General features: G+C 44.5%; 13 protein-coding genes. 6 read left to right on the top strand and 7 right to left on the bottom strand.

Annotated features, from left to right (window positions below; genetic code table 11):
* Positions 1-200: 200 nt before the first annotated feature.
* From PMG71_RS05545 to PMG71_RS05520, 6 genes are all read right to left on the bottom strand, one after another.
* A complete protein-coding gene (locus tag PMG71_RS05545; RefSeq protein WP_283752655.1) occupies positions 201-1,262 on the bottom strand; it encodes a Fe(3+) ABC transporter substrate-binding protein in 1,062 nt (353 codons plus the stop codon).
* A gap of 265 nt (positions 1,263-1,527) precedes the next feature.
* Positions 1,528-1,914, bottom strand: coding sequence for a DNA sulfur modification protein DndE (gene dndE, locus PMG71_RS05540; protein WP_283752654.1), 387 nt, complete (start codon positions 1,912-1,914; stop codon positions 1,528-1,530).
* Positions 1,915-1,947: 33 nt separating this feature from the next.
* On the bottom strand, positions 1,948-2,769 hold the full coding sequence (locus tag PMG71_RS05535; protein WP_283752653.1) for a DNA adenine methylase: 822 nt from the start codon (positions 2,767-2,769) through the stop codon (positions 1,948-1,950).
* A gap of 128 nt (positions 2,770-2,897) precedes the next feature.
* Positions 2,898-3,527 (bottom strand): ribosome maturation factor RimM, encoded by a 630-nt coding sequence (gene rimM, locus PMG71_RS05530; protein ID WP_283752652.1) that lies wholly within the window; start codon positions 3,525-3,527, stop codon positions 2,898-2,900.
* A 175-nt stretch (positions 3,528-3,702) separates the two neighbouring features.
* On the bottom strand, positions 3,703-4,107 hold the full coding sequence (locus PMG71_RS05525) for a hypothetical protein (RefSeq protein ID WP_283752651.1): 405 nt from the start codon (positions 4,105-4,107) through the stop codon (positions 3,703-3,705).
* A 137-nt stretch (positions 4,108-4,244) separates the two neighbouring features.
* The gene (locus PMG71_RS05520; protein ID WP_283752650.1) at positions 4,245-5,528 is read right to left on the bottom strand and encodes a valine--pyruvate transaminase; all 1,284 of its coding nucleotides are present in this window, start codon (positions 5,526-5,528) and stop codon (positions 4,245-4,247) included.
* A gap of 103 nt (positions 5,529-5,631) precedes the next feature.
* On the opposite strand from PMG71_RS05520, the gene PMG71_RS05515 reads away from it, so the two are divergent.
* From PMG71_RS05515 to PMG71_RS05495, 5 genes are all read left to right on the top strand, one after another.
* Positions 5,632-6,438 (top strand): Tab2 family RNA-binding protein, encoded by an 807-nt coding sequence (locus PMG71_RS05515; RefSeq protein ID WP_283752649.1) that lies wholly within the window; start codon positions 5,632-5,634, stop codon positions 6,436-6,438.
* A gap of 6 nt (positions 6,439-6,444) precedes the next feature.
* Positions 6,445-7,233: a Uma2 family endonuclease gene (locus tag PMG71_RS05510; RefSeq protein ID WP_283752648.1), complete on the top strand. Its 789-nt coding sequence runs from the start codon at positions 6,445-6,447 to the stop codon at positions 7,231-7,233.
* A gap of 6 nt (positions 7,234-7,239) precedes the next feature.
* Complete coding sequence (gene sixA, locus PMG71_RS05505) at positions 7,240-7,734, top strand: phosphohistidine phosphatase SixA (protein ID WP_283752647.1); 495 nt, start codon at positions 7,240-7,242, stop codon at positions 7,732-7,734.
* A 93-nt stretch (positions 7,735-7,827) separates the two neighbouring features.
* The gene (locus PMG71_RS05500) at positions 7,828-8,718 is read left to right on the top strand and encodes a mechanosensitive ion channel family protein (RefSeq protein ID WP_283752646.1); all 891 of its coding nucleotides are present in this window, start codon (positions 7,828-7,830) and stop codon (positions 8,716-8,718) included.
* Positions 8,719-8,752: 34 nt separating this feature from the next.
* A complete protein-coding gene (locus tag PMG71_RS05495; RefSeq protein WP_283752645.1) occupies positions 8,753-10,219 on the top strand; it encodes a sensor histidine kinase in 1,467 nt (488 codons plus the stop codon).
* Between the two features lie 14 nt (positions 10,220-10,233).
* Here the strand turns inward: PMG71_RS05495 and PMG71_RS05490 are convergent, their stop codons facing one another.
* The gene (locus PMG71_RS05490; protein ID WP_283752644.1) at positions 10,234-10,959 is read right to left on the bottom strand and encodes a hypothetical protein; all 726 of its coding nucleotides are present in this window, start codon (positions 10,957-10,959) and stop codon (positions 10,234-10,236) included.
* Between the two features lie 290 nt (positions 10,960-11,249).
* Between PMG71_RS05490 and PMG71_RS05485 the strand changes: the two genes are divergently transcribed.
* Positions 11,250-11,681, top strand: a complete 432-nt coding sequence (locus tag PMG71_RS05485) for a hypothetical protein (protein ID WP_283752643.1) — start codon at positions 11,250-11,252, stop codon at positions 11,679-11,681.
* Positions 11,682-11,826: the final 145 nt, after the last annotated feature.

Below are 11,826 nucleotides of genomic sequence, written 5' to 3'. Positions count from 1 at the left end.
GAAGCGGAAATACCCTAATTAAAAATCCAGGGAGCAAGATGCTCCCACTCCAGTCATATCAAAGAATTCGAGGAGTGCGGGCATCTTGCCCGCTTCTTAACAAATTTTCATGTCCGCTTGCGGAAACCGGACTTGATATCACCCTTTATCCGGACTTGATATAATTCCTCAACTGCCCGCTTTTTAACCCCTCAACCCGACTATTTCCAACCCGCTCGATCCATAATTTTTAAAGCTTCAGCATTATTTTTACCGAACACATCCGGGTTGAGCGGATCGGATTTGAAACTGCCAAACCCTTGCAGCACTGGATCGAGGGAGACTCCAGCAACCACCGGATATTCATTATTACCTTCAGCGAAAAACTGTTGAGCTTCACGCTCGGCTAGATGTTCTAAAAATTCGATCGCCGCCTCTCTATTTTTGGCGTGCTTAACCACACCTCCCCCACTGATATTGACATGGGTTCCGCGACCATTGGGGCCGGTTTGGTTGGGGAAAAAGATCCCTACCGTATTAAATACCTGTTGATCTTCTCGTCGGCTAGATTTACCTAAACGAGCTAGATAGTAGCTATTAGCAATGGCAATATCACCCATCCCCGCAGCACAGGCTTGAATTTGGGCTGTGTCATTGCCTTCCGGCGATCGCGCAAAATTCGCCACCATCCCTCTAGCCCAAGCCAGGGTCTTGTCTGCACCATGGGCCGCTAACAGGGAACCCACCAAAGATTGATTATAAATATTGCTCGAACTTCTAATCAGGATTTTTCCTTTCCATTTGGGATCGGCTAAATCCTCATAGGTCGAAAGTTGCGATTTACTCACCTTATTCTTGTTGTACATAATCGCCCTAGCCCGCTTCGAGAAAGCAAACCAATGACCTTGGGGATCTCTGAGATTACTGGGAATTTTGCTATTCAGGGTCGAAGAACTAACCGGTTGTAGGATGCCATCTTGTTTGGCTCGCCACAGGTTGCCCCCATCAACGGTTAATAAAATGTCAGCTCTGGTATTGGCTCCTTCGCTTTTAACTCGTGCAATCAGTTGTTCTGCTTCCCCTTCAATCAGATTCACTCTGACTCCTGTTGCTCGCGAAAAGCTCTCGTAGAGTTCATCATCAGTGTCATAGTGACGAGAGGAATAGAGGTTTACAGTTGTCCGTTGGGCGATCGCCGGCACTCTACTGATTATCTCCTTACTCGCAACTGCTACAATTCCTGCTCCCGCAGCCAGAATAAAGTGTCGTCGGTTGAATCTCATGGTTGTCTTGTCGTCTCTTTTGAGAAAAGTTACTAAAAATGAATCCACAAGTTATTGTACAGCTAATGAGAGTAATTCCTAATTAAATTTGAAATTAAGTTTTGTAAATTCTCTCCAATAGCCTATACCATAAGCGCTATACATGATTAATTTCCTTTTGTCAACCCACGTATTAATCAGAATTTCTATGAATTTATACGAGTAAATAACCCAAACTAATCTATAACTATTATCAATAAAGTAGGGGTGGGTTTCAAACCCGCCCCTACTGGCGATCGCACAACCGAATTAAATCCTCAATCCTCTTCAGATTCGGATCGCCCGCCAAATAGCCAATTCCGCGATGGATATGGCGGCGACATTGAAGCGCCAAAGTCTCCGGATCAGTGCCGAGTCCATCATTGATGCAGCGTTGTTTAAGGGCGATCGCCAAAACATCCGCCAACTCCCCCCCAAACACCCGCCAAGACAACTCCACATTACTATCGCGAGGAATCGGAACCGGAGAAGGGATCGACGGTTCCGCCAAAGAACGACAAAACGCCCAACGACAGAGAATATTCCACTGTTCAATCTTCGTATACCGTTTCAACTTCGTCAGTTGATCCTTCGCCGTTTGCGACAATTGAATCCGTTCGAGAGGTGCATCCATGGAAGAGAGGTCATAAGTAAGGCAATCTTCAGTTTAGGATACTTCAGCACCATTAGTAATGAATAACTCCTTACCCTTTTCGGCTGAAGCTTGCTTATAATTATTCATCCCATATTGCAACTCCCACTCAAAAATCTGAGCAAACTGAAAATTTTCTCGAATTTCTAACGAATTATCATAGGTAATCAACCAACCATGACAACAATCTTTCATCTCTTGGGCAAAGCGCTGATGATCAAAGCTAGTATGAAGATCGCCATCTTTGCCATATAATTTAGATTTTTTAGCAACCAAATAGGGTGGATCTAAGAAAATAAATACCCGTTTACCCTTCGGTTTCAGCACTTCGCTATAGTCCAAATTAGTGATTTTCACATCCTGCAAAACCGGGACTAACTTCGCCAAGCGATCGATCGAAGAATCCGTAAACCGTCGTAAAAATGCCTGCTGAGAAAATCCCCCCGATTCCACAGTTCCCGAAAAACTAATCCGGTTGAGGACAAAAAACCGAACCGCTCGCTCTAAGTCCGATAACTGCTCTACGTTAACTTTTAAATAATCCCGAAACAACCGCTTACCATCAGTGCAGCTTGCCTTAATTTGACGCACTTCCCCGACTAATTGATCTAAATCAGATTGGGCAACTTTCCAAAAGTAATATAATTCGGGATTCAAGTCATTGATCCAAATCTTTAACTTAGGATATTTCTGTTTCAAGTACATAAATAAAGATCCGCCCCCAATAAAGGGTTCGCGGTATTCCCAGCCTTGGTCAAATTCCTTGGGCAAATGTTGAATAATTTGTTTGATCGCTTTGGCTTTCCCACCCGGATAGCGTAGGGGACTTTTAATCATAATAATATAGCGCTTTGCGCTGTATAGGTGGACAACAGGAAAAGATCCCCCCTTGCCCCCCTTAAAAAGGGGGGAATAGGAAAGTCCCCCTTTTTAAGGGGGATTTAGGGGGATCAAATTACTCATTTCTACTCAATCAATCCTTCAGGGGGCGTGATTTCTATTCTCCCCTTTTGTAAATCTACCACCGGTACAATCTCTTGCACAAAAGGAATTAAAATAGTTTTCGGTCGATTAGTTTTGCGGCGCGGCTTTTTGATTTTACTTTTACGATTGGGAGTAGGTTTAGGAGATACTTCCGACTCTTCTGGATTTTCTTCTTCGTTGTTCTGACTCAGTAATTTGACTTCTAATAAGTCATTTCCAGCAGTAATGAGATCAACGACCACACCTAAATTTTGTCCGGTTTCCTGTATGTAAACCTCTAAACCGAGCAAATCTTGGACATGATATTCATTATCCTCTAATTGGGGGCGATCGCTCACAGGAACCAAAAGTTTCGCTTTTTGCAACGCTTCCGCTTGCTCGCGGGTGTCAATTCCGTCCAAGGTAACCACATATAACCCCTTTCCCGGAATTAAGCGCCCCTCCAATAGCTCAATGGGTTGGGGAGCTTTTGCACCCAAGGGTTGTATCCAGCGTGTTCCCGGTTCCAAAAACCGCTCTGGAAAATCAGAATCGGGATAAACTCGCACTTCTCCATCTAGTCCTTGAGCAGCGACAATATGACCAATTTCAATCCATTCATTTTGATTCATAAACTTTATAGCGCTTCGCGCTAGGGAATGGGAAATAGATTAGGGTAGCTAGGTTGCTGGGATTTACATGAATTGATATGCAAGCAATCTAAAGCAAGGTTAAAAACAATTTCAGGTGCATGGCAATACTCGCATTGATGTCCAGCACGTTCGGCCACAATGGGATAATTGGGATTCACGACATTCGATCGCTTTGATTCGGTTCGCTTTGGATTTGTTGGAGAAGGTTTTGAGAATGTTTGATTGCCGCTTCCCACTCCATTTCGACTAAGTTATTGAGTGCTTGCTGGGTGTTCCCAGGAAGAGGCTCTCCAGTTGCTAGACTTCCCTGAAATTCAGTCATTAGATCTTGTAGCTTTTCTTGTTGTTCTCTAGAAAAAAAGCGATCGCCTTGAGTGCGGTGTAAAATAATAGCCGTTGCACTTTCTCGCCCGATCTCTAAATCCCTCAATTGTTGCTCAATCTGGTCTAAAGCTTGACCGGGTGTTTCCCCAACTGCTTGTTGCTCGCCGCAAATTGCTCGGTATCGGGTGGGGAGATCGCGATCGCCGAATTCTGGAATAATGGCAATAGTCGTCATCTCAGGATTTTCTGTAATCGGAATTTTACTTTCCTCATCTTAGCAATACTCGCTTTAAGTATCATCTGTCTGCTCGCTCGCTAGAGAAAGGGAGCGAGCAAGATGTTTGCACTCCTTCAACGCTCCCCCATTACCCATTAACGAGATACTGCACTTTGAAGATAGGTTTCTTCTACGACTTTGGCAAGTCTGCCCATGGCGGTGACAATTTCCTCATCGGTGGCGGTTAAACTAATGCGAATACATTGATTTTTATGGGCCCACTCTTCTTTTAATCCAGGGAAAAATGTGCTTCCGGGAACCACAATCACGCCGACTTTTTTCAGATTTTGGTAGAGTTCCCAATCGGTAATCGGTAAATCGCGCAGCCATAACCAAGCAAAGATCGCCCCTTCTCCTTTATGTAAAAACCAGGGTAAAGATTGGGGCATAGCCTCGGTTAAACTGGCTTCCAATTGGGCAAATTTGCCTTGATAATGGGAACGAATGACGGTTTCTGACAAATTTGCCAGTTGACCGGATTGAATGGCTCTGGCGGCGATCGCCTGACCATAGCGTGAGGAGTGGATACACAAATTGGTCTGGAAGGCTTCTAAAATGCTAATTAGACCGGGATCGCCAATGGCCACCCCAATCCGTTCGCCAGGTAATCCCGCCTTCGATAAGCTCATGCAATGCAATAAATTCCCGCCAAATTGGGGAGTCATTTCGGTAAAATTCAAGGCGGGGAAAGGTGGCCCATAGGCAGAATCAATCAGCACCGGTACATCATATTCGGAAGCTAACCCACTGATTTTATTGACTTCTTCATCCGTGAGAACATTACCCGTGGGATTACAGGGACGGGAAAAAATTAAACAGCCCGTATCCTCTGTAATTTTCAACTGACTAAAATCGGGGCGATATTTGAACCGATGATTACTTTCATCAATATCTAACGTGGGTTTATAGGCTTTTAATGCTTCCGGCGTTAAACACACGCCCCCATAACCCGTATATTCAGGACTTAAGGGTAAAACCACCTGCTTAAGTTTTCCCTCAGAGGTATAGCCCCCAAAGGCATTCGCTGCATAAAAATAGACCGACTGAGAACCTGGAGTAATCAGAATATTGCGATCGCTCAAATTCAAGCCGTAGCGTTGATTAAAATCATTCACCACCGCATCAATCAACGGCTGATAGCCTTGGGAAGATCCGTATCGACAAACCACTTCCCCATATTCAGGACTCGCCAGTAAATCAGTCGTACATTCCCGCCACATCTGTTCCACGGGCGGTAAAATCACCGGATTCCCCGCACTCAAATTAATAAATTGCTGCCCTCCTCCAGCACGCAATGTTTCAATAATATCTTTCATAATGGCTCGTACTCCACTAAGACGAGACATCTGAGTACCAAATTGAGTCAGGGCAGGTTCCATAAGCAATTCTAGAAATTATTGGGTTAGCATAGGATCTAAGATGACATGATTTTTCCCAAACGGAATCTCCTGTAAAGAAAACATAACGATTGGATCGATTCCTATGCAGACTTGGCAAGTAGATTGTTATCGCCGACCTTCAGAAACCGATACCCAGGAGGAATTCTGGGAATTGTGGATTTGTGAGCCGTCCCCTGGTGAGTTTCGTTATCGGGCACTTTGTCCCCAGTCAGAACTGAGTCGGGATTGGTTACTGAGTCAATTAAAGCAGTTTTCCACTCTTCCCGATCGCCTGCTGGTGTTCCGTCCCACCACCCTCCATTTACTCGAACCCGTCGCTCAAGCCCTCGGTATTGAACTGATTCCCACCCGACGCACCCCCACCCTCAAACAGTGGATCGTCGATGAATTAAAGCAACCCATCGCCCTAGATCGACCCCCTCCGCTCCCCCTACCCGAAGAATTATGGGGCGATCGCTGGCGGTTTGCCACCATTAACGCTCAAGATCTCATCGAAGGAATCGGCGATCGCCCCATTCCCATTAAATCCCTACCCAAAGACCTGTGGCCCATTAATCTCGGTCTTCCCTCCACCGTCTCTATTCCCGGAGTCATTATTGACGGCGATCGCCAATCTTTACAACTCACTCAATGGTTCCTCGAAGCTAACCCCATCAGCCTCAACTTTATTCCCGGTCAACCCGATGGCCTGATTTTAGAATCCGGATTGAGCGATCGTTGGATTATCACCACCTTTGAAGATCGCGAAGTTCGTCAAGCCGGTTATCAATACGAACAGCGAAAACAACAGAGTAAAGGACTTCATTTCCTCCTCATTCAACCCGATAATTCTGGCATGACCTACACTGGATTATGGCTACTCCAACCTGAAAACGAATGCACCAGTTAAATCCCTATGACTTCCCTAATTACTCCCCAAACTTCTCCAAATTCCTCCATTATTTACCCCAGTGCGGACGGTGAACCTATGGCTGAAACTTACGATCATTGCTATGCAATACTCACGACTCTCCAAGTGCTGAAAAATTATCTGGCAGGTCAACGAGTCACCGTCCTCGCTGACCAATTTCTCTACTATTCCCAAGGGTTTCCCAAGTTGCGAACCGCTCCCGATGTGATGGTCATCTTTGACGTAGAACCTGGTGGGCGAGATAACTATAAAATTTGGGAAGAAGGGCAAGTGCCCAAAGTAATCTTCGAGATGACCTCAGAAAGTACCAGAGACCGCGATCGCGTCTTCAAAAAAGACCTCTACGAACAACTGGATGTAGAAGAATATTGGCTCTTTGACCCCAAAGGAGAATGGATTGAAGAGCAATTAGAAGGATATCGTTTAGTGAGTGGAACCTATCAACCCATTACCAATAGCCTTAGCCAAGCCCTAAACTTACGGCTGGTTCCCGAAGGAAAGCTGATAGGATTTTATCGGCAAGATACGGGAGAAAAACTGTTACTTCCCGATGAATTAGTAGATGCGTTGCAAGAGGCTTCGGAGCGAGCCGAACAAGAGCATCAACGAGCCGAACAACAACGTCAGCGAGCCGAACAAGAGCGTCAACGAGCCGAACAACAAGAGCAACGAGCCGAACAAGAACGTCAGCGAGCCGAACAACAAGAGCAGCGAGCTGAAGAGTTACAAGCACTTTTAGAGCGTTATCAAGAACAATTTGGCAATCTAGAATAAACAACAATGACTAACGTTTACTTCATCCGGCATGGTATAGCCGCGAACCGAGCCGACTATAGCCAAGGCGATCGCCAACGTCCCCTAACCCCAGAAGGCATCAAGAAAACCACCAAGGTTGCCCATCGCTTACAAGAATTAGGCATAACATTTAACTTAATTTTGACCAGTCCCCTAGTCAGGGCCCAACAAACAGCAGAGATTTTGCAAACCGTGGGACTCAGTAAGGCATTACAAACTTCATCGGATCTAGCCCCGGAAGGCCACCTTCTATCCTGGTGGCAGGAAGGTAAAAAATGGCGCAAGTATGAAAATTTAGCCTTAGTCGGACATGAACCGAATCTTGGCCATTGGGCCGAGTTATTGGTATGGGGAGAAGTCAAATCTCGCTTGATTGTCAAAAAAGCCGGTATTATCGGTATTGCCTTACCTGATGTGGGTTCTCCAGTGGGCAACAGCGATCTATTTTGGCTCACCCCTCCCCGATTCTTATTGAATTAATGGGTGAGTTAATGGGTAATCCCCATCTCCCCATCTCCCCAACCCCGTAGCGCTATACAATAACGAAAAAATATTGAAGATTCCCCAATCCCTATGAATGTATTATTTCAAGAAATCCAAAGAAGTATCCTGAATCTGGTGGGAGCCGGAATTGAGGCGCTTCCGGGTCTTTTAGTGGCGATCGCCTTTTTTATTTTTACCTCCTGGGCCGCTAAATTTTCCCGCAGAGTGGCAAATCGTATAACAGAGATGACGATTAAAAACCAGTCCTTGCGCTCTCTCTTGATTCAACTCAGTTATGTGGCAACCTGGGTAACAGGGATTCTAATTTGTAGTGTAATCGCCTTTCCAGACCTGCGTTTGGGCGATATCATCGGATTACTGGGTTTAAGTTCCGTCGCCATTGGTTTCGCCTTCCAAGATATCTTTAAAAACTTCCTGGCCGGAGTTTTACTCCTTTTACAAGAACCCTTCCGTTTAGGCGACCAAATTATTGTCGATAGTCATGAGGGAACCGTAGAAGAGATTTCTATTCGCTCGACGCAAATTCGCACCTATCAAGGAGAGTTAATTGTCGTTCCCAACTCCATCGTGTTTACCTCCACCGTGGAAGTGTTGACCAATTTGCCCCGTCGTCGCACGGATCTGGCGATCGGAGTAGACTACAATACCCCCCTCTCCCATGCGATCGAAGTGCTGTATAAAGCCATTTCTGGAGTCGATGGTGTGTTAGGCGAACCCATCCCAGAAGTCGATATTATTGGCTTTGGTGATAGTTCCATTGACTTAAAAGTACGCTATTGGACAGTACCCCATAAAGCCGATGTGCGTCGCATTCAAACCCGTGTAATGTTAGCATTAAAAAATGCCTGCGATGGAGCAGAAATTAATATTCCCTATCCCATTCGCACCGTTTATCACTATAACCAAGAAAATTTTAGTGATAATTTTCCACAAAAAAATATATTTCCCGTCGATTCATAACCAAAAGACTAGGAGCAAAAGAGGATATTAAGGTATGAGAAATAATGCTTTGTCCGATCCCGAAGGAAAGATGACACTCACCTGGAATCAAGCCGGTCAAGATGTTCGCTATAATCTATCCGACGATCGCCTCATTTATTATCGCTTACTGACAGAAGTGATCGCCAAAATCCGCTCATCTCTAGATTTCGACACCATTTTGAGGACTACCGTTGTGCAACTGCGGGATGTTCTCAAAACCGACCGAGTAGCAGTGTTTCAATTAAATCCCAATTTGGTCGGACAAGGTGAAGTCATTTGTGAGGATGTTCGCGCTCCCTGGAAACCGGCAACGTCCATTCAGGTATATGATCGCTGTTTTGGAGAGGAATTTGCCGATCAATACCTAAAAGGCCGCATCAGCGCCATTCCAGATATCTATGCTCCCCAAATTAGTGATTGTCATCGGGATATCTTAGCCCAATTTCAAGTCAGAGCTAATCTAGTCGCTCCCTTAGTCAAAGGGAAAGAACTCTGGGGATTGCTCTGTATTCATGAGTGTGGTCAATCTAGGGTTTGGAGTGCCATTGAAATAGAATTTGTCAGTCAAATTAGTCAACAACTAGGGGTTGCCATTCAACAGTCTGATTTACTCGAAAAAACGAAAAATCAAGCCCAAGAGTTGCGTCAAACCCTAGAGCAACTACAACGCACCCAAGCACAGATGATCCAAAATGCCAAAATGGTGAGTCTAGGAAATTTAGTCGCTGGAGTTGCCCATGAAATTAATAATCCTGTAACTTTTATTCATGGTAACTTAGATTATGTTCAAGAATATGCCCAAGATTTATTGCAACTTCTGAGAAATTATCAACAGGCTTATCCCGATCCAGTGCCTGAAATTGAAAAGTCTTTAGAAGAGAAGGATATAGAGTTTATCCAGGAAGATTTAGAGGATATCCTAGCTTCCATGAAATCGGGAACAGAAAGAATCAAGGGGATTGTTGCTTCCTTAAGAACATTTTCTCGCATGGATGAAGCGGACATGAAGACAGTGGATATTCATGAGGGAATTGATAGCACTTTGGTCATTTTGAATCATCGTCTCAGGGTTAAGAATAATGAACGGGAGATCCAAGTGTTGAAAGAGTATGGCGATCTCCCTTTAATTAATTGTTATCCTGCCCAACTTAATCAGGTTTTTATGCATCTGTTAAATAATGCTATTGATGCCTTATATCAGAATAATGGAGATGACCCCCAGATTAAAATTAAAACAGAACTAGAAGGATCGCAAGTCAGGATTTCGATCGCTGATAATGGCGCTGGAATTCCAGAGTCTATCCACTCTCAAATATTCGATCCTTTTTTCACCACTAAACCGCCAGGTAAAGGTACTGGCTTGGGATTATCGATCTGTTATACGATTATTGTGGAAAAACATCATGGACGACTCTGGTATGATTCATCGCCAGAAGGGGGAACTCGATTTACCATTGAGTTACAACCAGAGCTAATCTGAAAAGAGTCCCCAGATTAGCGGTTAATTTTATCTTGCACATTGTCAATGGCTTTGAGGGCGTAGGAGTCTCCAGGACGGTATTGTAGAGCTGTTTGAAAGTTTTGGAGGGCGATTGCATAGTTTTTAGCCTCAAAAGCTTGATATCCAGCCTTCATGAAATGGGTATAGCTGTTCTGTTGAATGTGTCGATTGGTGTTTTCAAATGCTTTTTGGGCATAAATATTATCGGGACGCTCTTTTAAGGCTTGTTCAAAGTTAATTAAAGCAGTGTGATAATCCCCAACATCAAAGGCCTGATAACCCACTTCCATGTAGCGCTTGAATTGAGAGCGAGAGGTATAGGATTTCAGGGAAATAGAGGGTTCATAGCTGGGTGGAGGCTCTGCGGATAGGGCAGGTTCAGTGGGATAATTCAGAACCAGTTGAGTCATAGCTGGTTCTGATTTTCTTTGGGGAGTCCAGCGAGCAATGAGATTTTGAAAACTCCAATTTTGGACTAGCATAAAAATGCCGCTACCGATCATTAAAACCACGCCAAACACTTGAGTCAAAAAACTGATTCTTACTGTTTTTTTATGCCATTTTAGATAGACAAATAGGATAGCACCGATCAAGGGCAAAAAAAGATAAGAGATTCCCCAGAAAATGCTTTCACTAAAGGAGATGACCATTGTCCAGATTGTCCCAAATCCGGCTAAACCTAGACCAATGAGAAATAAACTAATGACCCAAATTTCCATGTCCTTTTTGACCTTTCTGGTAGATGTCGCTTTAGGGGGTTAAGCCCTTGTGGTGTGTGAGCCATCAAGGGCTTAACCTCTCATCTGTATTTGTTTTTAGTTATAGCATGTTGTATTTGAGGTGTGAAGCCTTCCTTTAGTCCCTCCGATCTCCGTTACATCTGAAACGAAAGTTTTAGGAAAGTTAAATAATTTTAAGAATGAGTCCAAGTTTTTCCTTTGGGCTTCTCCCTTCAAAGGGACTGTAAACCGATACAATGGGATTGCTCTGAGAGGGTAATAGTGCGGTTATGGATAGAGTCTGGAAATGGATCGGTACACTGATGGTGGTGGTTTTCATGGGGCTGTTAGTGGCTTGTAGTGCTACGGGGGGCAGTCCGAATCAAGCTTTGGTGAACAAGGCGATCGCCCTACAACTGCATCTGACTCAAGAAGAACTTAAGTCTCCTCTGCATCTTGAGCGATCGCCCCAAATTGAGGTTAAAGGGATTCAGATTACCAACAGCGATCGCCTCCCTGACCAAAAATTACCCACATTCCATATCCAAGGAACCTATAACCTAGAGATCGAACTCTCTGAACAAACCCTTAAACAGCGCCAAAATCCCTTTGAAATCTATCTACAACAACAGATCGAGGGAGAAACCTGGCGACTCTTGCGCCCCACTTCCCAGGGAACCGAGTGGTTCAGCTATCAAATTGATGGCGACATGGGGAGATAGGGCATTATATCAAGTTCGCTTATTCATGTCCGCGAAGCGGAAATACCCTAATTAAAAATCCAGGGAGCAAGATGCTCCCACTCCAGTCATATCAAAGAATTCGAGGAGTGCGGGCATCTTGCCCGCTTCTCTTTTCCAATTTTCA

It is taken from the genome of Roseofilum acuticapitatum BLCC-M154 (genome assembly GCF_030068475.1).
GTDB lineage: Bacteria > Cyanobacteriota > Cyanobacteriia > Cyanobacteriales > Desertifilaceae > Roseofilum > Roseofilum acuticapitatum.
The sequence above is the reverse complement of the archived record's forward strand: the minus strand, read 5'-3'. Positions and strand labels throughout refer to the sequence as shown.